25 protein-coding genes, 4 pseudogenes and 1 riboswitch are annotated in these 26,177 nt (G+C 67.5%); of the genes and pseudogenes, 13 read left to right on the top strand and 16 right to left on the bottom strand.

Annotated features, from left to right (window positions below; all coding sequences use genetic code 11):
* Positions 1 to 35: 35 nt before the first annotated feature.
* Together mtrA and NC4_RS08895 are read right to left on the bottom strand one after the other, a co-directional pair.
* Positions 36 to 713: an MtrAB system response regulator MtrA gene (mtrA, locus tag NC4_RS08900; protein ID WP_033090495.1), complete on the bottom strand. Its 678-nt coding sequence runs from the start codon at positions 711 to 713 to the stop codon at positions 36 to 38.
* A 77-nt stretch (positions 714 to 790) separates the two neighbouring features.
* On the bottom strand, positions 791 to 1,438 hold the full coding sequence (locus NC4_RS08895; protein ID WP_067534862.1) for a dTMP kinase: 648 nt from the start codon (positions 1,436 to 1,438) through the stop codon (positions 791 to 793).
* A gap of 169 nt (positions 1,439 to 1,607) precedes the next feature.
* Here NC4_RS08895 and NC4_RS08890 point away from each other — a divergent pair.
* Positions 1,608 to 2,652 (top strand): annotated as a pseudogene (locus tag NC4_RS08890) (glycerophosphodiester phosphodiesterase).
* Positions 2,653 to 2,738: 86 nt separating this feature from the next.
* Here the strand turns inward: NC4_RS08890 and NC4_RS08885 are convergent.
* Positions 2,739 to 4,130, bottom strand: coding sequence for a cation:dicarboxylate symporter family transporter (locus tag NC4_RS08885; RefSeq protein ID WP_067536005.1), 1,392 nt, complete (start codon positions 4,128 to 4,130; stop codon positions 2,739 to 2,741).
* A gap of 143 nt (positions 4,131 to 4,273) precedes the next feature.
* On the opposite strand from NC4_RS08885, the pseudogene NC4_RS08880 reads away from it, so the two are divergent.
* The 5 genes and pseudogenes from NC4_RS08880 (at position 4,274) to NC4_RS08860 (ending at position 10,195) form a co-directional block, all read left to right on the top strand.
* Positions 4,274 to 5,890 (top strand): annotated as a pseudogene (locus NC4_RS08880) (sensor histidine kinase).
* A 14-nt stretch (positions 5,891 to 5,904) separates the two neighbouring features.
* Positions 5,905 to 6,597: pseudogene (locus tag NC4_RS08875) on the top strand (response regulator).
* Positions 6,598 to 6,807: 210 nt separating this feature from the next.
* Positions 6,808 to 7,957, top strand: a pseudogene (locus tag NC4_RS08870) (alkane 1-monooxygenase).
* 48 nt (positions 7,958 to 8,005) lie between these two features.
* Positions 8,006 to 9,481, top strand: coding sequence for an adenosylhomocysteinase (gene ahcY, locus NC4_RS08865; protein WP_067534860.1), 1,476 nt, complete (start codon positions 8,006 to 8,008; stop codon positions 9,479 to 9,481).
* Positions 9,482 to 9,622: 141 nt separating this feature from the next.
* Positions 9,623 to 10,195 (top strand): Uma2 family endonuclease, encoded by a 573-nt coding sequence (locus tag NC4_RS08860; RefSeq protein WP_218020962.1) that lies wholly within the window; start codon positions 9,623 to 9,625, stop codon positions 10,193 to 10,195.
* Between the two features lie 47 nt (positions 10,196 to 10,242).
* Here the strand turns inward: NC4_RS08860 and NC4_RS08855 are convergent, their stop codons facing one another.
* The 4 genes from NC4_RS08855 to cofD form a co-directional block, all read right to left on the bottom strand.
* Complete coding sequence (locus NC4_RS08855; RefSeq protein ID WP_067534854.1) at positions 10,243 to 10,680, bottom strand: 6,7-dimethyl-8-ribityllumazine synthase; 438 nt, start codon at positions 10,678 to 10,680, stop codon at positions 10,243 to 10,245.
* An 81-nt stretch (positions 10,681 to 10,761) separates the two neighbouring features.
* A riboswitch (FMN riboswitch) is annotated at positions 10,762 to 10,929 on the bottom strand.
* A 23-nt stretch (positions 10,930 to 10,952) separates the two neighbouring features.
* Positions 10,953 to 11,471: an NUDIX hydrolase gene (locus NC4_RS08850; RefSeq protein WP_067534852.1), complete on the bottom strand. Its 519-nt coding sequence runs from the start codon at positions 11,469 to 11,471 to the stop codon at positions 10,953 to 10,955.
* Positions 11,468 to 12,829: a coenzyme F420-0:L-glutamate ligase gene (locus tag NC4_RS08845; protein WP_067534849.1), complete on the bottom strand. Its 1,362-nt coding sequence runs from the start codon at positions 12,827 to 12,829 to the stop codon at positions 11,468 to 11,470. Before NC4_RS08845 ends, NC4_RS08850 begins: the two co-directional genes overlap by 4 nt.
* A 31-nt stretch (positions 12,830 to 12,860) precedes the next feature.
* Positions 12,861 to 13,820: a 2-phospho-L-lactate transferase gene (gene cofD / locus NC4_RS08840; protein WP_067536003.1), complete on the bottom strand. Its 960-nt coding sequence runs from the start codon at positions 13,818 to 13,820 to the stop codon at positions 12,861 to 12,863.
* Between the two features lie 633 nt (positions 13,821 to 14,453).
* Between cofD and NC4_RS08835 the strand changes: the two genes are divergently transcribed.
* Positions 14,454 to 14,681 (top strand): WhiB family transcriptional regulator, encoded by a 228-nt coding sequence (locus NC4_RS08835; protein WP_040861059.1) that lies wholly within the window; start codon positions 14,454 to 14,456, stop codon positions 14,679 to 14,681.
* A gap of 75 nt (positions 14,682 to 14,756) precedes the next feature.
* Here NC4_RS08835 and NC4_RS08830 read toward each other — a convergent pair whose 3' ends face one another.
* Entirely contained in the window at positions 14,757 to 15,236 is a 480-nt protein-coding gene (locus tag NC4_RS08830; RefSeq protein WP_169814749.1) for a metallopeptidase family protein, read from the bottom strand.
* A gap of 194 nt (positions 15,237 to 15,430) precedes the next feature.
* Here NC4_RS08830 and NC4_RS08825 point away from each other — a divergent pair, with 194 nt between their 5' ends.
* From NC4_RS08825 to manA, 4 genes are all read left to right on the top strand, one after another.
* The gene (locus tag NC4_RS08825) at positions 15,431 to 15,820 is read left to right on the top strand and encodes a DUF3499 domain-containing protein (protein WP_067534841.1); all 390 of its coding nucleotides are present in this window, start codon (positions 15,431 to 15,433) and stop codon (positions 15,818 to 15,820) included.
* A gap of 79 nt (positions 15,821 to 15,899) precedes the next feature.
* The gene (locus tag NC4_RS08820) at positions 15,900 to 17,276 is read left to right on the top strand and encodes a phosphomannomutase/phosphoglucomutase (RefSeq protein WP_067536001.1); all 1,377 of its coding nucleotides are present in this window, start codon (positions 15,900 to 15,902) and stop codon (positions 17,274 to 17,276) included.
* Between the two features lie 72 nt (positions 17,277 to 17,348).
* Positions 17,349 to 18,545, top strand: a complete 1,197-nt coding sequence (locus NC4_RS08815) for an amino acid adenylation domain-containing protein (RefSeq protein WP_067534838.1) — start codon at positions 17,349 to 17,351, stop codon at positions 18,543 to 18,545.
* A 1-nt stretch (position 18,546) separates the two neighbouring features.
* Positions 18,547 to 19,779, top strand: a complete 1,233-nt coding sequence (gene manA, locus NC4_RS08810) for a mannose-6-phosphate isomerase, class I (RefSeq protein WP_067534835.1) — start codon at positions 18,547 to 18,549, stop codon at positions 19,777 to 19,779.
* A gap of 6 nt (positions 19,780 to 19,785) precedes the next feature.
* On the opposite strand, the gene NC4_RS08805 is transcribed toward manA, so the two are convergent.
* From NC4_RS08805 to NC4_RS08795, 3 genes are all read right to left on the bottom strand, one after another.
* Positions 19,786 to 20,454 carry a response regulator gene (locus NC4_RS08805; protein WP_067534833.1) on the bottom strand — a complete coding sequence of 223 codons (669 nt, stop codon included), beginning with the start codon at positions 20,452 to 20,454 and terminating at the stop codon, positions 19,786 to 19,788.
* Complete coding sequence (locus NC4_RS08800) at positions 20,451 to 21,602, bottom strand: sensor histidine kinase (protein ID WP_067534831.1); 1,152 nt, start codon at positions 21,600 to 21,602, stop codon at positions 20,451 to 20,453. Before NC4_RS08800 ends, NC4_RS08805 begins: the two co-directional genes overlap by 4 nt.
* Positions 21,603 to 21,714: 112 nt before the next feature.
* Entirely contained in the window at positions 21,715 to 22,029 is a 315-nt protein-coding gene (locus NC4_RS08795; protein WP_067534828.1) for a hypothetical protein, read from the bottom strand.
* Positions 22,030 to 22,175: 146 nt separating this feature from the next.
* Between NC4_RS08795 and NC4_RS08790 the strand changes: the two genes are divergently transcribed.
* Both NC4_RS08790 and NC4_RS08785 read left to right on the top strand, forming a co-directional pair.
* Positions 22,176 to 23,102, top strand: coding sequence for a cation diffusion facilitator family transporter (locus NC4_RS08790; protein WP_067534826.1), 927 nt, complete (start codon positions 22,176 to 22,178; stop codon positions 23,100 to 23,102).
* Between the two features lie 55 nt (positions 23,103 to 23,157).
* Positions 23,158 to 24,075 (top strand): cation diffusion facilitator family transporter, encoded by a 918-nt coding sequence (locus tag NC4_RS08785; RefSeq protein WP_067534823.1) that lies wholly within the window; start codon positions 23,158 to 23,160, stop codon positions 24,073 to 24,075.
* Positions 24,076 to 24,082: 7 nt separating this feature from the next.
* Here the strand turns inward: NC4_RS08785 and NC4_RS08780 are convergent, their stop codons facing one another.
* The 5 genes from NC4_RS08780 to NC4_RS42310 all read right to left on the bottom strand — a co-directional run bounded on the left by NC4_RS08780 (position 24,083) and on the right by NC4_RS42310 (position 26,174).
* A complete protein-coding gene (locus tag NC4_RS08780; RefSeq protein WP_157554396.1) occupies positions 24,083 to 24,508 on the bottom strand; it encodes a hypothetical protein in 426 nt (141 codons plus the stop codon).
* A gap of 19 nt (positions 24,509 to 24,527) precedes the next feature.
* Positions 24,528 to 24,869, bottom strand: coding sequence for a hypothetical protein (locus tag NC4_RS08775; RefSeq protein WP_067534817.1), 342 nt, complete (start codon positions 24,867 to 24,869; stop codon positions 24,528 to 24,530).
* A gap of 103 nt (positions 24,870 to 24,972) precedes the next feature.
* Positions 24,973 to 25,203, bottom strand: a complete 231-nt coding sequence (locus NC4_RS08770) for a hypothetical protein (RefSeq protein WP_067534814.1) — start codon at positions 25,201 to 25,203, stop codon at positions 24,973 to 24,975.
* Positions 25,204 to 25,227: 24 nt separating this feature from the next.
* Positions 25,228 to 25,569 carry a hypothetical protein gene (locus NC4_RS08765; RefSeq protein WP_067534811.1) on the bottom strand — a complete coding sequence of 114 codons (342 nt, stop codon included), beginning with the start codon at positions 25,567 to 25,569 and terminating at the stop codon, positions 25,228 to 25,230.
* A complete protein-coding gene (locus NC4_RS42310; RefSeq protein ID WP_067534808.1) occupies positions 25,566 to 26,174 on the bottom strand; it encodes a helix-turn-helix transcriptional regulator in 609 nt (202 codons plus the stop codon). The genes NC4_RS08765 and NC4_RS42310 overlap by 4 nt, the downstream gene beginning before the upstream one ends.
* Between the last annotated feature and the right edge of the window lie 3 nt (positions 26,175 to 26,177).

Here is a 26,177-nt window from a genome sequence, read left to right as displayed (position 1 = left end):
CAGCAACCGCTGAACGCGGTTTCTGGAGCCAGCGATCACGGCGGTCCGGCCTTGTAGCCAACACCTCGCACGGTCAGCACGATCTCCGGGTTCTCGGGATCCTTCTCCACCTTGGCGCGCAACCGCTGGACGTGCACATTGACCAGGCGGGTGTCGGCGGCGTGCCGGTAGCCCCAGACCTGTTCGAGCAGCACCTCACGGGTGAACACCTGGCGCGGCTTGCGGGCCAGCGCCACGAGCAGATCGAACTCCAAGGGAGTCAGCGAGATCTGCGCACCGCCGCGGGTCACCTTGTGCGCCGGCACGTCGATGACGATATCCGCGATGGAGAGCAGTTCCTGCGGCTCCTCCTCGGTGCGGCGCAGGCGGGCCCGCACCCGAGCGACCAGTTCCTTCGGCTTGAACGGCTTGACGATGTAATCGTCGGCGCCGGACTCCAAACCCAGGACGACGTCGACCGTATCGGTCTTCGCCGTCAGCATCACGATGGGCACTCCCGAATCGGCTCGCAGCACCCGGCACACGTCGATGCCGTTCATCCCGGGCAGCATGAGATCCAGCAAGACCAGGTCCGGGCGCAGCTCCCGGACCGCAGTCAGCGCCTGCGTGCCGTCGCCGACGACGTGGGGGTCGAAGCCCTCGCCGCGCAAGACGATCGTGAGCATCTCTGCGAGAGCCATATCGTCGTCGACGACCAGAATCTTGGGTTTCATGAGACTATGTTGTCACCTCTCCGGCTCCAATCAGGCCGCCACGCCAACACTCGTGACCTGTCGGCGCACATCCAACCCTATCCAGCAACAATTTCCGCCATTCGCGCCGCGAGTGTTGCCGGATCGTCACCGCTCCGATGCACCCACCACGGTCCGTGCCAGCCGGTTTCGGCGAGTTCCCGGTAGACCTCCCCGGTTCTCCGCTGTAGCCCACCGTCTTCCTCGTAGGCGTCCAGGGCACGAGTCGCATCCGATTCGCCGCGCAGCCGGGCGCGTTCCTCGGCCACGTCGACCGGGACATCCAGGTAAATCTGGACATCCGGGACAGGAAGACCGAAACGTCCGAACTCCAATTCGGCCACCCAGGCCGCGATTTCACCGGTGGCGGGCTGATGCAGCCGCGCCGCGTTGTAGGCGGCATTGGAGGCGACATAGCGGTCCAGTAGCACGATGTCGTTGTCCGCCAGCAATTTCGACAACTCGTCGCGCGCGTCGGCCCGGTCGAGGGCGAACAGCAGCGCCATGGCATTCACCGAGGCGGCCAGATCGCCGCGCTGACCGCGCAATGCCTCGGCGGCGAGGTCGGCATGCACCGAACGGCCGTAGCGCGGGAAGGCCAGGGTCGCGACACGCAGTCCGCGAGCGCGCAGCACACTGAGAACGGCCTCGGTCAGCGTGCGTTTACCCGCACCGTCGAGTCCTTCCAGCACCACCAGCGCACCCATGCCCGTGAGACTACCTGACCAGCACGCTTGGCAAGTTGCGCGGCCGAACCCGGCACCGGAAAATAGCCTCCAGATTGCTAATGTCTCCGCCATGACCTTCTCCCCAGCTAGCTCCCGGCACGTCAGAAGGACAATCTCGGTCGCGGCCATAGCGGTTGCCACTTTCGGCATGACCGCCTGTGGCAGCTCGGACGATAAGAGCTCGACCTCCGCCACCGCGACGGTGGCCGCCGACCCGAAGCGCCCGTTCGATCTGCAGGCGCATCGCGGCGGCCGCGGCATGACCATCGAGGAATCGCTGCCCGGATTCGCCAAGGCCATCGAACTGGGCGTCTCCACACTCGAACTCGATATCGTGCTGACCAAGGACAATGTCCCGCTCATCTGGCACGACCCGAAGATCCAGGCGGAGAAGTGCACCGACACCGCCCCGGCCGTTCCGGACGATCCGCAGTACCCGTATGTCGGCAAGCTGGTGCACGAGCTGACCTACGATCAGATCCAGACCCTCGACTGCGGTAAGAAGCTCGCCCGACTGCGGTAAGAAGCTCGCCGGATTCCCTGAGGCGCAGGAGCTTCCGGGCAACAAGATCGCCCGCCTGCCGGAGCTCTTCGATCTGGTGAAGACCTATCCGGGCGCGTTCGAGGGCTTACGCTACAACATCGAGACCAAGCTCGAGGCCGAAAACCCGGACCAGTCGGCCACACCCGAGGAATTCGTCGACGTCATCCTCGGCGCGGTCAGCGCGGCCGGCGCCACCGACAAGGTGGAGATCCAGAGCTTCGACTGGCGCAGCCTGCCGCTGGTGAAGGCCAAGAATCCGAGCATCCCCACGGTGGCGCTCTACGACGACTCCACCTTCAAGCCGAACAGCCCGTGGCTGCAGCCGATTCGCTACGAGGATCATCCCGACGATCCGCTGGGCGCGATCAAGGCTCTGGGCGCGGACATTTCATCGCCCAGCTACGTGAACCCCTGGGACAGCGACGCCAAGGTCGGCGACAGCGGCTTCAAGCTCACGACCACCACCGAGTACGTCGCCAAGGCCCACGACATGGGCGTCAAGGTGATTCCCTGGACGGTCAACGACAAGGACACCATCGGCCTGGTCCTCGACCAGGGCGTCGACGGCATCATCACCGACTACCCGAACCGGGCGCGAGAGGTCATGGAGCAGAAGGGCTATCCCCTCCCCAAGCCCTACAACAAGTAAAAACGCCGTTCGATCGATGATATGGAAACCGCCGCCGCGCAAAGGAGATGCGCGGCGGCAGTCGTGTGGTCTCGGCCCGGGGGTGGTTAAGCCGAAACCAAGCTCTTCTCCCCCTTGTCGGTGGCAGGGGATTCGACAGGGTGGTCGTCGACCATGGTCGTCTCGTCGAAGGGGATTTCCTTGTCGAGCACTGCCCGGCCCCGGGTCGGGTCGATGGTCTTGGTCCAGGTGCCGATCAGCAGGGTGGCGACGGCATTGCCGGAGAAGTTGGTGAGGGCGCGGGCCTCGGACATGAACCGGTCGATGCCGACGATCAGGCCGACGCCGTCGACCAGGTCCGGACGATGGCTCTGGAGTCCGCCCGCGAGGGTGGCCAATCCGGCGCCGGTGACACCGGCCGCGCCCTTGGAGGCCAGGATCATGAACAGCAGCAGGCTGAACTGCTCGGCCAGGCTCAGCGGGTTGCCCATGGCATCGGCCACGAACAGGGTCGCCATGGTCAGGTAGATGGCGGTGCCGTCCAGGTTGAACGAGTAACCGGTCGGCACGACCACGCCCACGGTGGTGCGCTCCACGCCGATGTGCTCCATCTTGGCGATCAGACGGGGCAGCGCCGATTCCGAGGACGAGGTGGCCACGATGAGCAGGTACTCACGGGCCAGGTAGCGGCAGAGCTTGAAGATCGAGACGCCGGCGACCGTGCGCAGCAGCACGCCGAGGATGCCGAAGACGAACACGATGCAGGTCAGATAGAAGGCCGCCATCAACAGGGCCAGCTGCTTCACCGCGTCGAGTCCGGTGCGGGCCACCACATTCGCGATGGCGCCGAAGGCGCCGATGGGGGCCATCCACAGGATCATGGTGAGGACGCGGAAGACCAGCTTCTGCAGCAGTGCGATACCGCGCAGCAGCGGTTCGCCCGTCTTGCCCATGGCCTGGATGGCGAAGCCGACCAGCAGGGCCACGAACAGGGTCTGCAGCACCTTGCCCGCGGTGAGCGAGGAGAACAGCGTGGTCGGGACGATCTCCTTGACGAAGTCCCAGGTGCCGCCCGCATTGCTGGCGTCCTTGACGTACTTGGCGGCGTCCTTGGCGTGCCCGGCCACATCCAGTCCGGTGCCGGGCTGAATGATATTGCCGACCACCAGGCCGATGCCGAGCGCCGCGGTGGACATGGCCAGGAAGTAGGCGATGGCCATACCGCCGACCTTGCCGACGCTGGCGGCCGCGCGCACCGAGCCGATGCCGAGCACGATGGTGCAGAAGATGACCGGCGAGATCATCATCTTGATCAGGTTCACGAACAGCGTGCCGAGTTCGCCCACCGATTTGCCGAACCCGGGGGCCAGCCAGCCGACCAGAATGCCCGCCAGCACCGCGGCGATGACCGCCAGGTAGAGCCAGTGCGTGCGGTCGCGCTGCTTCGGGGTAGGTTGCGCGGGCTCGTCGCGCCGCTCTGCTGTTGTCGTATCACTCATCAGGGAATTGCCTCCGGGTACTGCCGTGAGCCCGCTCACGTGGTTGTGAAGAATGATGGTTTGCCCAGTGATGCAGGTCACTGTTTCGTAAGTTCTGTTCACGGAGAGGAACGGGTTCGGTCGCGGTCGTGCACGGAGGCGAAGTGATAGGTCGGAGAACGCGGGTCCGCCGCACCCTGGCTGGACAGGTGTTCGTGGTGCAGCTGGTGGTGCTGGCGGTGGTGATCGCCGCGGGCACCGGGCTGGCGGTGGTGATCGCCGCGGGCACCGGGCTGGCGGTGGTGATCGCCGCGGGCACCGGGCTGGCGGTGGTGCAGGCGCGGCGGGCGCAGGACGACGCCACCCGGGTGCGGGTCACCGATATCGCGGTGACCGTGGCCGAATCGCCGTACACCATCGCGGCGGTGCGGGGGCCGGATCCGACCGGGCAGTTGCAGCCGGTGACCGAGCGCACCCGCAAGTCCACCGAGGTCGATTTCATCGTGGTCATGGCGCCGGACCGGACGCGGTACACGCACACCGATCCCGCGCGCATCGGATATCCGTCCAGCGGCACCATCGATCGCGCGCTGGCCGGGGAGACCTTCACCGAAACCTTCACCGGGACACTGGGTCCGTCCATTCGCGCGGTCACCCCGGTTCGCGACGAGACGGGCGCGATCATCGCACTGGTATCGGTGGGCGTGACCCGTGCGCACATCGGCGATCAGGTGCGCGATCAGCTGCCCAGTATTCTCACCATCGCCGCCGCCGGGCTGGCGCTGCTCACGCTGGCCTCGTTCCTGTTGCGCCGCAGGCTACTACGGCAGACCCACGGTATGGGGCCGCAGGAACTACGCGCCCTGTACGAGCATCACGACGCCGTCCTGCACTCGGTGCACGAGGGACTGATCGTGTTCGACAAGACGGGCGAGCGGGCCGAGGTCGTCAATGACCAGGCCCGGTTGCTGCTGGAACTACCCGACGGCCCGGTCACGCGGGCCGATCTGCCGGTTTCCCTGCAGCGCTAGGGAACCGGGGTGGTGCGCGACGAGATGCACGTGACCTCCGATCGGGTGCTGGTGGTGAATCAGGATCTGGTGGAGCACGACGGCCGCCATATCGGCACCGTGCTCACGCTGCGCGATCACACCGAATTGCGGGATGTGCTCGGCGAATTGGATTCGGTGCGCGGTTTCGCGGAGTCGCTGCGCGCCCAGGCCCACGAGGCGGCCAACCGGCTGCACACCGTGGTCACCATGGTGGAGCTGGGCCGCGCCAAGGAGGCGGTGAACTTCGCGACCGCGGAACTCGAACTCTCCCAGGCCCTCATCGACCGGCTCACCGGCGCGGTGGCCGAGCCCGCGGTGGTGGCGCTGCTGCTGGGCAAGGTGGAGCAGGCCGCCGAGTACGGCGTCGAACTGACCGTCACCGGCGACACCCTGCTGGATTCCACCGATCCGCTGACCGCGCACGAAATGGTGACACTGCTGGGCAATCTCATCGACAACGCCCTGGAGGCCGTCGGCCACGACGAGGATGCGTGGGTGGAAGTGACTGTGCGACGGGAGGATCGGGACCTGTACGTGCAGGTGGCCGACAGCGGCCCGGGAATGTCCGAGGAGGTCTTCGAACAGGCCACCGAGCGCGGCTACTCCACCAAGACCGACCATCACGGCCTGGGGCTGGCCCTGGTGCGGCGGCTGGTGGCGCGGCACGGCGGGGAGCTGCGCGCACAATGCGAGCCGGAATCGGCGGTGCTGGTGAGGTTTCCGCGATGAGCAGCAGATCCGGGATGATCCGCGTACTGATCGTGGAGGACGAGCCGCTGATCGCCCAGGCGCATCGCTCCTATCTGAACCGGCTCAGCGGTTTCCGGGTCACCGCCGTGGTGCACACCGGACGCGAGGCCATCGCGGCCGCGAAACGGTCACAGGAATCCGGCGAACCCGTCGATCTGGTGTTGATGGACATCGGTTTACCGGATATGAGCGGTCTCGCGGTCGCGGCGGCGCTGGCGGGATTGCGGCCCCGCCCCGATGTCATCGCGGTGACCTCCGCCCGCGATCTGGCCATGGTGCGCGCCGCCGTGGCGCACGGCGTGGTGCTGTATTTGCTGAAACCGTTCACGTTTTCGGCCTTCCTGGAGAAGCTCGAGCGCTATCTCGAATACCGTGCGGCGCTGCCCGCGGGGGAGGCCGCGGTATCGCAGCAGGACATCGACCGGGCCTTCGGCGCGTTGCGCACCCCCGAACAGCGGGCCAGCACGCCGAAAGGCATTGCGCCGCAGACGATGGAGGAGGTGTCGCGGGCCGTGCGCGCGGCGACGGCCGGGCTGTCGGCCGGGGAAGTCGGGCGAGTCGTCGGCGTTTCGCGGGTTACCGCGTGACGATACCTGGAACGTCTGGCCGAAGACGGCGTGGTGGATCGCCGGACCGACTACGGTCGGACGGGTCGGCCACAGGTTCGCTATACGTGGTTGCACTGAGGTGTGATTCATGCACTGAGATTTGATTCACCAGCCGTTTGCCCGTGAGGTGTCGTGACTCGGATCACATGGTCGGCTGCCTCGAGGGGCTGTCCCGATGATGTAACGGTTGCCACCCTCGAACGACTAACGGTGTCGTAAGAGGCCTAGGGTTTGTAAATATCTAGCTTCGAGGTTCTGAGGTATCTAATTAGCGGGGCGAACGTGCAAATGGTTGGCAAACGGTCGGGTTCGCCGGACCCGAAACGCCACCTGTGGGTGTTGGGGCTCATCGCCCCGGGGGCTGCGCTATTGCCCTCGCAGCTGGTCCTGCGGACCGACGCCGAGGTCTTCTGGTGGATCGGGCCGATCCTGGTGCTCATCGTCATTCCGGTACTGGACTGGGTCATCGGCGAGGACGGCAGCAACCCCCGGGACGAGGACTACGAACTCCTCAGTAACGACCGGTATTACCGGTGGTACACCTACCTGTTCCTGCCCATCCAGATGGTGGGGCTGTGGATCGCGGCCTGGATGTGGGCCGGGGACGACCTGTCGGTGGTCGACAAACTCGGCCTGGCGGCCACCCTCGGCTTCGTCAGCGGTATCGGCATCAATGCCGCCCACGAGCTCGGGCACCGCGTCGAGAGCCTGGAGCGCTGGCTGTCGAAAATCGCACTGGCGCAATCGGCCTACGGCCACTTCTTCGTCGAGCACAATCGCGGCCACCACGCCCGCGTCGCCACCCCCGAGGACCCGGCCAGCGCTCGCATGGGCGAGGCCCTCTGGGAGTTCCTGCCCCGCAGCGTGATCGGCGGCTTCCGCTCCGCCATCGCCCTGGAGGGCGAGCGCCTGCACCGGAAGGGCAAGCGCTGGTGGAGTTATCAGAACCACATCCTGCAAGCGTGGAGCATGACCGCCGTCCTGTTCGGCTCCCTGCTGCTGGCCTACGGCCCCGCCATCCTCCCGTACCTGCTGCTGCAGGCCGCCATCGGCGCCGCCCTCCTCGAAACCGTCAACTACGTCGAGCATTACGGCCTGCTCCGCCGCCGCCCCAATGGCAACTGGGCCCGCTGCTCCCCCCGCGACAGCTGGAACAGCGACCGCCTCGTCACCAATATCTTCCTGTTCCACCTGCAGCGCCACAGCGACCACCACGCCAATCCGGGCCGCCGCTACCAAACCCTGCGCACGTCGGAAGAGGCCCCGCAACTCCCGGCCGGTTACGCCACCATGATCGTGCTCGCCCTCATCCCGCCCCCTGTGGCGCTACGTCATGGACCCCCGCCTGCTCGCCCACTACGGCGGCGATGTCCGCCAGGCCAACATCCAGCCCCGCAAGCGCGAACGCATCCTGGCCCGGCACATGGCGGCCGCCTGATCGCACCGACTAGCCTTTCCAAGGGAAGCAGCCGACCAGGAGAGGCAGATGACGACCGCAGTGTCCAGCAATATGACGCCTGATGTCCGCAATGGGATCGACTACAAGGTGGCGGACCTGTCACTGGCCGAGTTCGGCCGCAAGGAGATTCGCCTTGCCGAGCACGAGATGCCCGGCCTCATGGCCCTGCGGCGCGAGTACGCGGAGGTGCAGCCGCTCAAGGGTGCGCGCGTCTCCGGGTCGCTGCACATGACCGTGCAGACCGCCGTGCTCATCGAGACTCTCGTCTCGCTGGGCGCCGAGGTCCGGTGGGCCTCCTGCAATATCTTCTCCACCCAGGATCACGCCGCCGCGGCCATCGTGGTCGGCCCGCACGGCACCGTCGATGAGCCCAAGGGCGTGCCGGTGTTCGCGTGGAAGGGCGAGACCCTGGAGGAGTACTGGTGGGCGGCCGAGCAGATGCTCACCTGGCCGGGCGAGCCCGCGAACATGATTCTCGACGACGGCGGTGACGCCACCATGCTGGTGCTGCGCGGCGCCCAGTTCGAGAAGGCCGGGGTCGTGCCGCCCGAGGACGAGACCCACTCGGCCGAGTACAAGGTGTTCCTGAACCTGCTGCGCGCCAGCCTCGAAGCCGATAAGGGCAAGTGGGGCAAGATCGCCGAATCGGTGCAGGGCGTCACCGAGGAGACCACCACCGGCGTGCTGCGGCTCTACCAGTTCGCCGCCGCGGGTGAGCTGACCTTCCCGGCCATCAATGTCAACGACTCGGTCACCAAGTCCAAGTTCGACAACAAGTACGGCACCCGCCACTCCCTGGTGGACGGCATCAACCGCGGCACCGATGTGCTCATCGGCGGCAAGAAGGTGCTGATCTGCGGTTACGGCGATGTCGGCAAGGGCTGCGCGGAATCGCTCAAGGGCCAGGGCGCGCGCATCCAGGTCACCGAGATCGATCCGATCAACGCGCTGCAGGCGCTCATGGACGGCTTCGACGTGGTCACCGTGGAATCCGCCATCGGCGACGCCGACATCGTGGTCACCGCGACCGGCAACAAGGACATCATCACCCTCGACCACATGAAGGCGATGAAGGAGCAGGCCATCCTGGGCAATATCGGCCACTTCGACAACGAGATCGACATGGCCGCGCTGGAGCGCTCCGGCGCCGACCGCCTGAACATCAAGCCGCAGGTCGACCTGTGGACGTTCAAGGAGTCCGGCAAGTCCATCATCGTGCTGTCCGAAGGCCGCCTGCTGAACCTGGGCAATGCCACCGGCCACCCCTCGTTCGTCATGTCGAACAGCTTCTCCAACCAGGTCATCGCCCAGATCGAGCTCTGGACCAAGCCCGACGAGTACGACAACGAGGTCTACCGCCTGCCGAAGCACTTGGACGAGAAGGTCGCCCGCATCCACGTCGAGGCGCTCGGCGGCGAGCTCACCAAGCTCACCAAGGACCAGGCCGAGTACATCGGCGTCGACGTCGAGGGCCCGTTCAAGCCGGAGCACTACCGCTACTGATCCCGGTCGAATGAAACGCCCGGCAGCCTCTGGGCTGCCGGGCGTTTCGCATGCCCGGAATTGGCGGCGCAGCGGCGGCATCCTCCGATCAGAACTAATCTGAAACCATCCAGCCGCACGACACAGCGAAGGAGTACGCCGGTGCATCTCGTAGATATCCCTGTACGCCCCGGCCACCTGAGGGAAGCGGCCGAAGCTATCGAGCGAAGCACCGGCATGAAGGTGCAGATCATCGGAGGGACACTGGTGATGTCGCCAACCCCGCGCGGTAAACATGCGGGAACAATCCTCGACCTGAAGGACCAGATCGATCCGGCAATCCGACCGGAATTGCGAGCATTCGAGAACTCTTCGATTCTCATGCCAGGGAGCGCCGACGACTACGCCACACCCGATCTGACGGTCCTGCCGAAGGAATGGGCAGCGGACGACGAGTGGCTTGCCGACCCCGCCGACGTCGCTCTCGCGATCGAGGTGATCTCGACATCCGAACGCGCGAAAACGATTCTGGACAAGACGAACTGGTATGCGGCGGCCGGTGTGACAGTTCTGCTGAACGTCGATCCGCGCAACGGCAACTGGACCCTCTACACGCGACCCCGTGAGGGTGAGTACCAGGGCATCCTGAACGGCAAATACGGAGACGATATCCCCCTACCAGCACCACTGCCCACGGTGAAGACCGGAGGATTTCCCATATACAGCGGACACTGACCGCCGCCGCGCATCCCCTTGCGCGGCGGCGGCTTCCATATGTTCGATCAGACGGTTACGTCCAGACCCAGCGTCTCCACGATCGCGTTCGCGAGTTGCGTGCCCTTGACCGCGAAGTGGCGGCCGAAGTACGTCAGGTGCTCCTCGTGCTCGTGGAAGTGGTGCGGGGTGAGCACCGCGGAGAACACCGGTACGTCGGTGTCGAGCTGGACCCGCATGAGGGCGTCCACCACGGTGGCGGCCACGAAGTCGTGGCGGTAGATGCCGCCGTCGACGACGAGTGCGCAGGCCGCGATGGCGGCGTACTCCCCGCTGGCGGCCAGGCGCTTGGCGCGCAGCGGGATTTCGAAGGCGCCGGGCACCTCGACCACATCGACGTCCGGGTAGCCGCGATCGGCGAGGGCGATGCGGCAGGCCCGCACCGCTTCGTCGACGATCTCGGCGTGCCAGCGGGCGGCGATAATGACGATTCGATTGGGTGACATGAGATTTCTCCTGTTCGCTATGTCACCCAGGGCATGGCGACGCGAACAGGCCCGGCCGCGAAGGCGCCGGACTGCACCGTGTCGCGTTCTCTTTCATCCGGACTGTGACCGTCGGCTCCGGGCTCGCACCGGAATCTGCTGGACCCGCGCTGCCCGAGGACAGCGCGGCGCTCGCGGGCTCGTACGTGCCGGAATGGTCCGGACGACATGACCGCCGGTGGGGAATTCCACCCCGCCCTGAGAACGTGTACGGCTTCGACTGTACCCCCGATTCAGAACCCCAGGACTTCGGCATTGGCGGGCAGCGCGTCCACCGGCCACCAACGCAGGTCATCGGATTCCGAACTGCGCACGGGGACGGCCCCTTTCGGCGCCTTGATCTTGAACAGCAGATCCAGGTGCCGGGTGGGGACGCCCAGCGAGCAGGCGATGGGGTGGGCCTGCGCGCCGTAGAGACCGGGTTCGAGGGTCAGGCCCTCGATGCCCGACTCCTCGGTGGCCTCGCGGAAGGCCGCCGCGGCGACCGTATCGTCGGATTCCTCGCAGTGTCCGCCCAATTGGATCCAGCGACCCACGCGGGGATGCAGGGTAAGCAGCACCTCGCGCTCGTCGTGGGACAGCACGATGGCGGAGGCGGTGATGTGACCGGCGGCGTGCTCGCGCAGGCAGCCGCGCGGCGCGGAGCCCAGGAAGGCGAGCATGGCCTCGCGCAGCGACTGCTCCGGACCCGTTGCCGGAGACCAGGTCTCGAGCAGTTCGGTGGCGGATTTGTGCAGCGATTCGGCGCTCACAGCTCCACCAGCCCGATGCCGGATTCGCGAATCTCGCGCGGTGTGAGCTCCTCGGTCGGATAGCCGATGGCAATGGCGCCCAGGGGCGTCCAATCCGCTTCCAGACCGAGGACGTCGCGGGTCACCTCGGGCGCGAAGATGGTGGAGCCGATCCAGCAGCTGCCCACGCCCTTGACCGCCAGCGAGACGAGCAGACCCTGCACGGCCGCGCCGACGGCCACGGTGAACATGGTGTGCTCGGCCGCGCGGCGGCGTTCGTCCGGATAGTCGTGCGCGCCATCGGGAACGCAGAACGGGATGATCACCTCGGGGGCGTCGACCAGGATGCGCCCGCGGGCGACCCGCCGTTCCACGCTCTCCGGCGTGCGCCCGTCGCCGGTCAGATCCTCGCGCCACTTCTCCGCCATGGCTTCGAGCAGCTGATCGCGCAGCCCGCGCTTGCGTAGCCAGACGAAGCGCACCGGGCGGGTGTGGTGCGGGGCGGGCGCGGTCAGCGCCGCGCCCACCGCCGCGCGAATGATCTCGGGTTCGACCGGGGTGTCGGCGAATTGGCGGACCGAGCGGCGCATGAGCACCGCCTGATTGCGGCCCAGATCGATGGATTCCTCGGTGCCGAGCCAGAACAGGTCGTCCACGCCCCGGCGCGGGATGTCCGCGGCGGTGGAGCCGTCGTCGTCGTAGTCGAGCCCGCGCACCACCGCGATCGGGACGCCGCCGAGCTTGCCCTTCACCAGATCCGCGGCCGCGGCCAGTTCGTCGGCAATGGCGACCAGGGTGACGTGCAGTTCATTGCCCTGCCCGTCGATGGCGCCCTCGTAGTCGTGCAGGACCCGCAGTCCGGACGACCCGATGGCGGCGTCGATCTGCCCGGAGCGCCAGGCGCGGCCCATGGTGTCGGTGACGACCACGGCCACCCGCACCCCGAGCCGTTCGGCCAGGGCGGAGCACAGGGCCTTGGCGCTGGCGTCCGGATCGACCGGCAGCAGCACCAGTTCGCCCTTGTCGACATTGGACCCGTCCACACCGGAGGCGGCCTGCACGATGCCGAGCCGGTTCTCGGTGATGAGGGTGCGATTCTTGCGGGCCAGTACCCGCACCGCCTCCTGGGCCACGAGTTCCCGGCGGGCGGCGTCGCGTTCCTCGGGATCCGACGGCGCGTGCACGATGCGGCCCTCGACCTTGGAGACGATCTTGCTGGTCACCACCAGCACATCGCCGTCCTGAAGCCAAGACGCTTGTGCCGCAATGTGTTCGGCGAGGTCGTCGCCGGGCCGGAACTCGGGCAGGCCGAGTATGGGCAGAATGCGAAGTTCGCCGCCCGAGGCATGATCGCCCAGCGGGCTCGATTCCGTGGTCACGCGTCCCTCCCGCGATGAAGTGTTGTCACGCTTATGGTTTCACGCCCGCGATGGCGAGGGCTTCCCGAACCATCTCGGCGGTGGCGGCCGGATCGCTCATGAGCAACGGGACGCTGCGCACCTCGACGCCGGACACCTCGGCGGTATCCGTGCTGTGCACCAGCCAGCCGTCCAGGATGCCGGTAGCCGAGCGCGCGCCGTAGTAGTTGCCGACGGCCTCCGCGGTGGTCTCCACCCCGATCACGGACAGGCATTCATCGGCCATGCCGCGCAACGGCTTTCCGCCGATGACCGGAGACAGGCCGATCACCTTGGCCGCGGAGGTGCGCAGCGCGCCCCGGATTCCGGACACCGAAAGGATGGCGCCGATGCTCACCACGGGGTTGGATGGGGCCAGCAGGACCACGTCGGCGGATTCTATGATTTCCGTCACACCTGGCGCCGGTTTCGCAGCATCTGCCCCAATAGTCACGAATCCATGGGTCTCGACGTTCGCCCGGTACCGGACCCACCACTCCTGGAAATGGATCGCGCGGCGTTCGCCAGGGTTCTCCGGGTCTCCGATAACAACATGTGTTTCACATCTGTCGTCGGTTGCCGGAAGTAGTTTCACACCGGGTTGCCAGCGGTTGCAGAGCGCCTCGGTGACCGCGGAGAGCGGGTATCCCTGACGCAACATTTCGCTGCGCACGAGATGGGTGGCGATATCGCGATCTCCCAGTCCGAACCAATCGGGCTGAGCCTTGTATTTCGCCAGCTCCTCCTTGGCGTTCCAGGTCTCGTTCGCATGGCCCCAGCCGCGTTCCGGATCGATGCCGCCGCCCAGCGTGTACATGCAGGTGTCCAGGTCAGGGCAGATGCGCAGGCCGTGCATCCAGACGTCGTCGCCCACGTTCACGATGGCCGTCACGTCCGCGCCGGGCGCCAGTTCACGCACGCCCTGCAGGAACCGCGCGCCGCCGACTCCACCGACCAGTACCGCGATCCGCAGTCCGGTGCCGGGCGCGGTCTCCGCTTGTTCTCGAGTCACATCCGCACAGCCTATGCGTTGCGGGCGTGCAAACTCTCAACAGTCCATTTGCTGACAATTTGCTGTTTGATCTGCGGGAACCCCGTCGAAGGGGGTCCGAGATGGTAACGGAATAGCTTCGGCAGCTTGACCATCACCGCGCCCGGCGTGTCTAATCACAGGCATGTCATTCCGGGTCCGCGCGAGAGCTCAAGGCGCGGACGGCTTTTCGAACACGCGTTCGCATCATCGGAGTGGCGAACAGCTCGGGGATGGCCGCGGGACTACGCCGCGGTGTTGGGCCGTCGGTGGGATCGGTTCCGGCGGAAAAATCATTCTGCGCTAACACACAGTGAGGAGGCGGAGCGATGGCCGATGAGCTGGCCCCGTCAGGCATTCCGGGCGGTGTATCGCAATCCGATTCCACAGCTGGCGCAGCACCTGGCTTCTGCGCCGACGAATGGAACGGAAACGAGGGGGGTGAACCGATGACGATGCGGCAGGGGGGGCGGCCAATGGGCACGCGCTCAGTACCAGCCCGAACCCCCGCGCCTGAGTCTGATCGTCACCGGGGGCAATGACGAAGTGTTCGACAGCTTTTCGCGTGGTGGTCGTATGACCGAGGCCGAGCAGTGGCAGGAACGGGCGCTGTGCGCCCAGACCGATCCCGAGGCGTTCTTCCCGGAGAAGGGCGGCTCCACCCGCGAGGCCAAGCGGATCTGCATGGGCTGCGAGGTCCGCGACGAATGCCTCGAATACGCGCTCGCCAACGACGAACGCTTCGGCATCTGGGGCGGCTTGTCGGAGCGGGAACGCCGCAGGCTCAAGCGGGGCATTATCTGACGGGTGTGTCACGCGCCTCGTAGACGCACCCAAAACCCGATGGCACCAACAGCTTTCGCCGGGTGACCGGCTGCGCTACTCCGGCTCGGGGTCGATCACATCGGGGTCGACCCCGAGATATGTCGCGATCTGCTGAACGAGAACTTCGCGCAGCAGGTCCACCAGATCGTCGGGATCGCCCGCCCGCAACTCCAGTGGTTTGCGGAAGAGCACGACGCGGGCTCGTGTCGTGCGGCCGTAGCGATCCACCCCGGCCGGGATGAGGCGCGAGAGCGGCACAAGACCGTCGGCGACGACCTCGTCCGGCCAGGTGACCGAATCCGGGTGCAGCGGGCGGATTTTCGGGACGTCGTCGACCGCGATATCGAGCTTGGTGAGCTGGTCGTGCCAACGGCTCTCCAGCGGCGCGAAGGCCTCCAGCACCAGTCGGTCGAACTGCTGGCCGCGGGTGCGCCGGGCGGGAACCGTCGGTGGCAGCATCGGCCCGCGCACACCCCGCCCGCGGCGGATGACCGACCGCGCGGTGGGCGGTCGTCGGCGACGTGAACGGGTCATACCACGAATCTAGCGGTATTCGGCGGCACTGTTGGAGTCGCCTCCGCTTCGGTAATGACACGATTCCAAACCAACCGTTCACCCCGCTTCGACCGGCGGATCCCCGGCGCGCCGAAGCCGTGAGGACCGTCGCTTTGAGCGTGTCCGTCCCCTAAAGGGGCGTGAGGGGGGTTACCCTGCATGACGTGATCCCCATGCGTCGTTGCTGCCGTCCAGGCTGCAAGAACCCGGCCGTCGCGACGCTGACCTATGTGTACTCCGACTCGATGGCGGTGGTCGGTCCGCTGGTCACGGTCGCCGAGCCGCATTCCTGGGATCTGTGTGAAACCCACGCATCCCGGATCACCGCGCCCAAGGGTTGGGAGTTGGTCCGCCACGAGGGCGGGTTTTCCTCCTCCACCCCGGACGACGATGATCTGACCGCGCTCGCCGAGGCCGTCCGCGAGGCCGGATTACGCCGCCGCACACCGGAACCCGATCAGCGTGGCTACTCCGACTACAACCCGGCCCCGCCGCGGCCCACCCGCCCCGGGCGCACCGGCAGACGCGGGCACCTACGGGTGCTCCCGGATCCGCCGAGCTGATTTCGCTCGCGGCGTACTCCGGCACATGCGCAGGTCCTCCGAATACAGCTCTCCGGCGGGAGCTACTAGTGTGTTCGACATGACCGACGCCCGTTCCGCCGAGTCCGTACATGCAGTCATCAAGGCATACGACGTCCGCGGGGTCGTCGGAGAGCAGATCGACGGGAAATTCGTCCAGGATGTCGGCGGCGCCTTTGCCCGCCTGATGCGCGGCGAGGGGGCGACGCGGGTCGTCATCGGCCACGATATGCGCGATTCCTCACCCGAACTGAGCGAAGCCTTCGCCGCGGGCGTGCTCGCCCAGGGCCTCGATGTGGTGCACATCGGCCTGGCCTCCACCGATGAGCTGTACTTCGCCTCCGGCCATCTGGAGTGCCCGGGCGCCATGTTCACCGCCTCGCACAATCCGGCACAGTACAACGGCATCAAGCTGTGCCGCGCCAAGGCGCTGCCAGTCGGTCAGGACACCGGGCTGGCCACCATCACCGAGGATGTCATCGCCGGGGTGCCCGCCTACGACGGACCGCGCGGTTCGGCCACCGAGGAGGATCTGCTCGCCGGGTACGCGGCCTTCCTGCACAAGCTGGTGGACCTGAGCTCCTCCCGCCCGCTCAAGATCGCGGTGGACGCGGGCAACGGCATGGGCGGCTTCACCGTCCCGGCCGTGCTGGGCACGCTGCCGCAGTTCAGCATCGAACCGCTGTACTTCGAGCTGGACGGCAATTTCCCCAATCACGAAGCCAATCCGCTGGATCCGAAGAACCTGGTGGACCTGCAGCGCTACGTCCGCGAGACCGGCTCCGATATCGGCCTGGCCTTCGACGGCGATGCCGACCGCTGCTTCGTGGTGGACGAGAAGGGCGAGCCGGTCTCGCCGTCGGCCATTACCGCCCTGGTCGCCGAGCGCGAGCTCACCAAGGAGCCGGGCGCCACCATCATCCACAATCTGATCACCTCGAAGGCCGTGCCGGAGTTGGTGACCGAACTCGGCGGCACCCCCGTGCGCACCCGCGTCGGCCACTCCTTCATCAAGCAGCAGATGGCCGCGACCGGAGCCATCTTCGGCGGTGAGCACTCCGCGCACTACTACTTCCGCGACTTCTGGGGCGCCGACTCCGGCATGCTCGCGGCCCTGCACGTGCTGGCCGCACTGGGCGAGAAGAACCGCCCCATGTCCGAGCTGGCATCCGCGTATGCAACATATGCCGCCTCCGGAGAGATCAACTCCACAGTGGCGGACGCGAAGGAGCGGACCATGGCGGTGGTCGAAGCATTCGGCAAGCGCGCGAAATCGGTCGATCGCCTCGACGGCGTGACCGTGCAACTGCCCGACGGCGCCTGGTTCAACCTGCGCGCCTCCAATACCGAACCGCTCTTGCGGCTCAATGTCGAAGCCCGATCGCAGGAGGAAGTAGACGCACTCGTGACCGAGATCCTGAGCATCGTCCGCGCCTGACTGGAATAGTGGAATCACAGAGCTTGGATTCACCAGCGGTGGTGACCCGATGAGGGGAGGTGGCAACGCCCGATGATCGCTGGGACACCGGTACTCGACCTCGATGACGTCGCCTCGCTGGAGGCGGCCGACGCCGGGGGAACTTTGCGCTCCGCCGCCTCGGGCGGCGCGCAGGTCCGCGCTACCGCCGCGGCGCTGGCCGAGGACGCCCTGACGCGCCTGGCCGACCTACGACCGCGCAGTCTGGTGCTGGTCTGCGGCAGCGGCCGGGCCGCCCGCGCGGCCGCCATGCTCATTGCCGCACTCGGGGATTCGACGAGTATGCCCGTGCTGTCGGCCACCTCGGTGCCGCCCTGGGTCGGCCCCCTCGACGTGGTGCTGGTGGCGGGCGACGACTCGGGCGATCCGCGCCTGGCCGAATCCGTCGATCGCGCGCTGCGCCGGGGTGCGGAAGTGGTGGTCGCCGCGCCCGACGAGGGTCCGATGCGGGCCGTGGCCGCCGGGCGCGCGACCATGCTGCCGCCGCGGGTGCGGGTGCTCGACCACAATCGGCTGCTGCGGTATCTGGCCGTGGGGATGGCGGTGGTGTCCACCGTCGATCCCCATCGCACCGGGCCGCTGGTGCCCGAATTGAATGCTCTCGCAGACCTGCTCGACGCGGAGGCGCTGCGCGACGGGCCGCAGCACGAGGCCTTCCACAATCCCGCCAAGATGCTGGCCACGCGCATGCAGCAGCGCAAGCGGATCGTGCTGGCCGGGGATTCCCCGGCGGCGGCCGAACTGGCCGCGCACGGGGCCGAGGTGCTGCTGGCCGCGGCCGGGCAGATCGCCACCGCCGCCACCCTCGCGGAAACCGTTGCAGCGCACACGCGCATGGTGGAGGCGGCCGGGGTGGCCGCTCCGGACTTCGATCCGCTGTTCCACGATGAGCAACTCGACGGTCCCGCGCCGGTGCAGCAGGTGCGGGTCTTCGTGCTCAGCGCCGATGCCGATCAGGTGGCTGCGCGCCGACGGCTGGCCCTGTTCGGCGCCGATGCCGGGCTGGTGGACGCCGATCTGGTGAGTGTGGATGCGGCGACGGCCGATTCGCCCGCCGCCTCGGCCGAGCTCGGGGCGGAGGGGCAGGCCGCACCCGCCCGCCGCCGTGGCGGGGAACAGGAACAACTCGCGGTACTCGCGCTGCGGCTGGAAATGGCGGCCGCCTACCTACGACTACTCGGATCCCGCCCGGCCACCGGTCGGGGAGGTTACGACGGGGGGCACTACTAAAGTGCACGAACTCCTTGGTGCGCTGCGTTCCTATGCCTGGGGTTCGCGCACCGCGCTCGCTCAGTTGTGCGGGCGACCGGTTCCCTCCGCCCATCCCGAGGCCGAGCTCTGGTTCGGCGCGCATCCGGCCGATCCCGCCCAGGTCCGGATCAATGGCCACAGCCGCTCGCTGCTCGATGTCGTGAGCGCCGATCCGCAGCACGAACTCGGCGCCGTCGCGGGCGAATTCGGCGGTCGGCTGCCGTTCCTGCTGAAGATCCTGGCCGCGGAGGAACCGCTCTCGCTGCAGGCGCATCCCAGCATCGAACAGGCTCGGGCCGGTTTCGCGCGGGAGAACCACGCGGGCGTGGCCATCGACTCCCCCATGCGCAACTACCGCGACGAGAACCACAAACCGGAGCTCGTCGTCGCCCTGGACCGCTTCGAGGCGCTCGCCGGATTCCGCGATCCGCGCCAGACCGTGCGCCTGCTCCGGGCCCTGGATGTGCCGGAGCTGAACCAGTACGCGGAACTGCTCGCCGCCCAGCCCGATTCGGCCGGGCTGCGCACCCTGTTCACGACCTGGATCGCGCTGCCACAGGCCAATATCAAGGCCCTGCTGCCCAAGGTCCTCGACGGCTGCGTCCGCTACCTCTCCGATCCGGAGACCGGATCCGGCCACGCGGCCAAGGAATTCCTCGCCGAGGTCAAGACCGCCCTCGAACTCGCCGAGGTCTATCCCGGCGATGCGGGCGTGCTGGCCGCGCTGCTGCTCAACCGCATCACCCTCGAACCCGGTGAGGGCCTGTTCCTGGACGCCGGAAATCTGCACGCCTATCTGCGCGGCGTCGGCGTGGAGATCATGGCCAACTCCGACAATGTGCTGCGCGGCGGCCTCACCCCGAAGCACGTGGACGTCCCGGAACTGTTGCGCGTCCTGGACTTCGAGCCGCTCGACCTGCCGATCGTGGAGCCCGAGCCCGCTGACGGCGGCTTCCGCTACGACACACCCGCGCCCGAATTCGCGCTGCGCCGCTACGAATTGGCCCCCGGCGCCGACGCCGTCCCGATCCTGTCCGCGGGCCCGGGAATCGTGCTGTGCACCCAGGGCACCCTCCGCCTGTTCCAGGGCGATGACAAGCTCCTGGTCGAATGCGGCCACGCCGCCTGGATCTCCGCCACCGACGCCGATATCCGGGCCCAGGCCGTCAATGGCCCGGCCCAGCTCTTCTGCGCCGCCGTCGGCGAGGACTGATCCGGTTCAGACCAGGCCGTGTTCATGGGCGAACACGACGATCTGGACTCGGTCGCGCAGGTTCAGCTTCCGCAGAATCGCGCCGACATGGGTTTTCACCGTGGACTCGCTCGCGAAGACGAGCGCCGCGATTTCGAGGTTGGAGTGGCCCTTGGCGACGGCGTCGAACACCTGGCGCTCCTTGTCGGTCAGGTCGGAGTACGCCTCCGGAACCGGTGTGCGCGCCCGGAATCGGCCCTCGAGCAGGGTGGCGAGATCATCGGGGGCCAGTACGGCATTGCCGGTGTGCACGGTCCGGATGGCATCGCAGAGCATGCCGGGTTTGGTGTCCTTGAGCAGGAATCCGCTGGCGCCGTAGCGGATCGCGGTCGCGGCCCGGTCGTCGAGATTGAAGGTGGTCAGGACCAGGACACGCAGCGGCGCGGCGCGGCGGGCGATGCGGTCCGGGGCGAAGAGCTGCCGGGTGGCCTCCACACCATCCATATCCGGCATGCGGATATCCATGAGCACGACATCCGGATCGAGTTCGTCGACCAGGCGCAGGGCCTCCAGACCGTCGGCCGCCTGGCCGACGACCCGCATGCCCGGCTGGGCGTCGATGATGACGGCGACGCCGGTGCGGAAGAGCTCCTGATCGTCGACCAGGAGATCACGAATTTCGTCGGTGCCGGTCACGGAACGAGGGTACGGACAGGGACCCGGGCGGTGACCGTCCAGGTTGACTCGGTGCGGCCGATATCCAGACTGCCGCCGATCGATTCGACGCGGCGGCGCATCCCGTCGAGCCCGCGACCGGAGTGCGCGGTCTCCCCCGCCTGCCCGGGGATGAACTCGTTGGCGGTGTCGATGCGCAGTTCGTCGGCCCAGCGCACGGTGACAGTGATCGGGGCGGTTCGGATGCCGTGCCGCATGGCATTGGTGAGCATTTCCTGCAGGACGCGATAGGCGACGGTGGCGCGCTCGGGGGCCAGCGGCCGGGCGGTCCCGATCTCGTCGAAGGTGATGTCATGGCCGCTGGCTCGCACTCCCTCGACCAGGATGCGCAGTTCCCCCGGACCGACGTCGGACGGTGTCGTCGAGGTGAGCACGCGACGGACGTCCCGGAGGGAGGAGCGGGCCAGATTCGCGATATCGGCCATGGCGCGGTGCAGTGCGGCGGTGTCCGTATCGGCCAGGTACCGGGCTGATTCGGCCTGCGCCAGGATGACCGCGAGCGAGTGGCCGACCACATCATGGACGTCTCGGGCGAGCTGGGCCTGTTCCTCGCGCAATCGTGCGATCTCCCTGGCCTGCATGCTTTCCCTGGTCGCCCGTGCGGCCTCCGCTTCGGCGGCGCGCTGGGACGCCAGGGAATCGGCCGCCCGATCGGCGAAGCGACGCAGCGCCAGCCCGGCCAGCCAGCAGATGCCGAACAGGGCCGTGACGAGAACCGCGCCGTAGCCGCCGACGCTGTCCGATGCCACCGTCAGCACGCCGATCAGCGGAACGGATACGACACCGGCGGCGGCGGTCGCGGTCCCGCCCCAGCGGGCGGTTCCGAAAACCACTGCCGCCAATGCCATCTGGACCAGCAGCGGCGGCGTTCCCGTGGCGATCTGAAAAGCGCCGATCAGCCAGATCAGCACCAGGGCCGCGCCGGGTGCGCGCCGCGTGCAGCCGACCGCGACCGCGGTGGCGACGACGACGGGGATGACCGCGCCGCGGTTGGGAAAGACGTTGTAGTGGATGCTGATCAGCGCCTCGACGCCACCGGCGACGAGCACGAGCAGCGCGGCCGCGATCGCCGCGATCGCGGTGCGCCGGTCGGCGCGGATGACATTCACCTGACCTCCTGGTGCGGCGGGTGGACGCCCGGAGCCCATCGAACCACGGGCCCGGTGCGCGGATGCGGCACGGGAGGCCCGCGACGTGTCGGCGGGCCTTCCTGCGCGGGGATCAGCGCGGCGCGTCCGGCTGTCCGATATCGCGCCGCAGGAGCAGTCCGGCCAGGCTCATGACGCTGTATCGGACGAGCAGTCCGGCCAGGACGACGGTGCCGCCGATGGCCAGCCCGATGAGCCCGAGGACGCCGGGCACCTGACCGGATTCGCCCGCTGCCGAATTCGCGGTGAGGCCGCCGATCAACAGCAGCAGCGACGGGGCGAGGATCAGCGCGCCGAGGGCCCAGACGGCCCGGAACACGTGGATCTGCGCCGGGGTGGCCACCTCGCGCCAGCGCGGACGGATTGCGGTGTTGTCATTGGCGTTCACGAATTCTCCTGTGGTTCGACGATGTACTTCTCCCACTGTCGTTCCGGGACCGGGCCCGCGCCTCCACCTCGAGTACCGATCGGCTGGCCCGAAGTACCGATAAGCTTGCCCGTCGAGCGCGTTCGATCGGACATGGAGGAAATACGGTGTCTGCGAGTGGCGGGAAAAAGGCGATCCTGGCGGCGCTCGGTGCGAATGCCGGTATCGCGACGGCGAAGTTCATCGGCGCGGCCATCACGGGTTCGGCCTCGATGCTCGCCGAGGCGGTGCACTCGGTGGCCGACACCGCCAATCAGGGTCTGCTGCTGCTCGGGCAGCGGCGGGCCGAGCGGGAGGCCGATGAGCTGCATCAGTTCGGCTACGGCCGCAGCCGTTATTTCTACTCGTTCGTGGTCGCGCTGGTGTTGTTCACCCTGGGTTCGATCTACGCGGTCTACGAGGGCATTCACAAGATCCAGCATCCGGAGGATCTGACCTCCCCGATCGTCGCGATCGTCATCCTGGTCATTGCCATCGGTCTGGAGACCTTCAGCTTCCTGACCGCGGTGAAGGAATCGCGCCCCCTCAAGGGTGAGGCGAGCTGGTGGCGCTTCATCCGCAATTCCCGCAGCCCGGAGCTGCCGGTGGTGCTGCTGGAGGACACCGGCGCGCTGGTGGGCCTCGTCCTGGCGCTGTTCGGCGTGGGACTGACCATGATCACCGGCAATGCGGTCTGGGACGGTATCGGCACGCTGTGCATCGGTGTGCTGCTGGGCATTATCGCGATTGTGCTGATCATCGAGATGCACAGCCTGCTCATCGGTGAGGGCGCGACGCCGGGCGAGGATCGCGTCATCCGGGAGAAGCTGGTCGACGGTGAGCGCATCGACCGCGTCATCCACCTCAAGACCCAGTATCTGGGGCCGGAGGAGCTGCTGGTGGCGGCCAAGGTCGCGATCGTGCCCGGACTGGAGATCGCCGAGATCGCGGCGGCCATCGACGCCGCCGAAGCGCGAGTGCGGGAGGCCGTTCCGGCCGCCCGGGTCATGTACCTGGAGCCGGACCTGTACCGGGCGCAGCCCGCGCAGGGCTAGTTGCCCGGCGTGTGCCATCGAATGCGAAGCGACGCCGCCAGTACCGTAGGACCACATGTCCTCAGGTGGTAGCCGAAAGGCGGTGCTGGCGGCGTTCTCCGCGGATGCGGGGATCACGCTGGCCAAATTTATCGGCGCGGCCATAACCGGATCGTCCTCCATGCTGGCCGAAGCCGTGCACTCGCTGGCCGACACCGCCAATCAGGGCCTGTTGCTCATCGGTCGCCGCCGCGCCGAACAGCCCGCGGATCAGTTGCATCCCTTCGGCTATGGCCGCAATCGCTACTTCTACTCCTTCGTCGTCGCCCTGGTCATCTTCGCCATGGGCTCGCTCTACGCCATCGACGAGGGCATCACCAAGATCCGCGATCCGGAGCACCTCACCGATGCGGGCATCGCCATCGCCATCCTGCTCATCGCCATGGCCCTGGAGTCCTACAGTCTCGCCACCGCCCGCAGCGCCTCCGCGCCCTTGAAGGGCCGCACCAGCTGGTGGCGGTTCATCCGCAATACCCGCAATCCCGAACTTCCCGTTGTGCTGCTGGAGGATTCGGGTGCGCTCATCGGCCTGATCCTGGCCTTCCTCGGCGTCGGCCTGACCGCCTGGACCGGCAACCCGATCTGGGACGGTATCGGCACCCTGTCCATCGGCCTGCTGCTCGGCATCATCGCCATCGTCCTCATCGTGGAGATGAAGAGCCTGCTCATCGGTGAGGGCGCGACCCCGGACAAGGACCGCCGCATCCGCGAAAACCTGGTCGACGCAACCCGAATCGACCGCGTCATCCACCTCAAGACCCAATACCTGGCCCCCGACGACCTTTTGGTGGCGGCCAAGGTCGCGATAGTCCCGGGCCTCGGTATCGCGGACGTGGCCGCCGCCATCGACGATGCGGAAGCCCGTGTCCGCCACGCCGTCCCCGCCGCCCGAGACATCTACATCGAACCGGATCTGTACCGCGCCAACGCCTGACGCGCGGTCACCGACCGGTACAGGTGAATCCGATGGCCACCCCGCCTTCCCCAGCACTGTTCGGTGCGACGACCCACACCCAGAATTGCTTGGCGGGCTTCGCGACGGAGCCGCCGACCCGGACCACGGTGCTCTCGCCGGGCCCGAGCAGACCGGAGGACGGCGAGATGGTCACATCCGGCAACACGGCCCGCCGCAGATCCTGTCTGGCATAACTGATGTCGATGTCATGGGCCGTCGCGTGCCACTGGATCGTCCCGGAACTCGGCGTGACCTTGAACTCGGTGTGGATATCGCTACAGGACACCTCGTACCGGCCACTCGTACCGCGCATGGTGACCGATACGATCCCCTCGGGTCCCGCTGCCACAGCCGTGCCCGCGCCGCCAGCGACCAGCCCGATGGCCGTCGCCGCCACAAGAATTCGCCTCATCGCCGCACACCCCGGCCGATCAAAGGAGGGCGCAGAGGACGAGGACCACGAGGACGCCGATGATCACGGCGGCGATCATTTCCGCGTGATCGGAGTCATCGGTCACCTGCGACGGGCGGTAGGGCGCGGGCGGTGGCGCGCTGCTCGGGCGGGTCACCCGGTAGACCGGCGCCACCGGTCGCACCGGTGGCCGCTGCACCGGCCGCACGGGTTGCCGCACCGGCCGCACGGTCTGCCGCGCCGCGTGCCATTTGAGGAACAGCCGGTGCTGCTCCGCGGCGGCGTCGGTCGCTCTGCGGGCGGCATCCGCTGCCTGCTGTGCGGCGTGCCGCGCCGCCTCTCCGGGAAGGGGATAGCTCATCGGGATCTCTCCGTTCAACGAGGAAGGGCCCACGAACGGGGCGTGCTTGCGACGCTACGAAGAACAATCGGAAGGCGAATCGAGCGAAGTGCTCATCCCGTACTCATTCGCTACTCATGAGCGGGGACATCCGGGCGCCGAACTCGACCAGGATGATGTCCGGATCCGGTATCACCCCGGAGCGTTCGAACGCCGGATAGAGACGCTCGGTCAGGAATCGGTCGGCGGCCGCCCGGCCGTCCCACAGCTCGACGACGTAGAGCGCGCCCGCCGCTACGCCCGCGATGTGGACCAGCTGGCCGTCGACCGGAGCGGTGCCGACCGCACCGTCCACCCGGTCGTAGTCGGCGGCGGTGATTCAGGGGATTCTCGAGATCCGGAGGTGGACCCGGGCGGGCGGCGCGGCCGATACCGTCATGCGGCCGTCGAATTCGACGGCGCTGTTGTACGGCTCGGGAATGTTTCCGGTGCGCTCGAAGGCCGGGATGAGGCGGTCGGCGACGAAACGACGGGCGGCGGCGCGGCTGTCCCACACGTCGAGAGTGGTCATGGCGGCATCGTCGAATCCCGCCGCGCTCAGCAGGTTTCCGGCAATGGGCGCGCTGCCGATGCTCACATTGACCGCGTCGTACCGAGCGGGCGTGACCTCCGGGGTGGTGATGATCTGGGCGAAGACGGGGGTGGTGGTCGCACTGTTCATTCGTGCCCCGCTTCGCGGGCGGCCCAGGCTGCGATCTGGCTGCGGTTGGTGTAGCCGAGTTTGGACAGGATGTGCTGGACGTGATTCTGGGCGGTGCGTTCGGCGATGAACAGGGATTTGGCGATCTCGCGGTTGGTGCGACCGGCGGCTATCAGGGTGGCGACCTCCCGTTCCCGGCGCGAAAGGGAGTGTGCGGCTTCGCTTTTCATAATGGCTTCGAGGCGTTCGATCCAGGGCGGCATATCCAGGGCGCGCGCGGTGGGGAGGATGCGCTCGGCGAGGGCGCGGGCGGCGGCGGCATCGCCGTGGCGCGCGGCCAGCAGGGCGCGCTCGGCATCGGCTTCGACGGCGAAGGCGGGAGCGCCGATGGCCGCGCAGATGCGGGCGGCGGCCGCGAGGTCGGCTTCGGCTGTTTCCCGATCCGCAAGGGCGGCAGCGCATTTGCCGAGCAGGAGTTCGATCTGTCCGAGATAGGTCGAGGTGCCCGCGCCACTGACGACGTGATGGCCGCGCCATGCGGAGAGCCGGTCGCGGAAGTACTCGATATCGTCCACCGCGTTCAGGGCGACCGCGAGGTGCGTGCCGAGGGCGAGCGCGTCGAGCACGAA

Source organism: Nocardia crassostreae (assembly GCF_001613405.1).
Classification (GTDB): domain Bacteria; phylum Actinomycetota; class Actinomycetes; order Mycobacteriales; family Mycobacteriaceae; genus Nocardia; species Nocardia crassostreae.
Note: the sequence above shows the minus strand (reverse complement) of the source record. Positions and strands in the feature narration are given on the sequence as shown.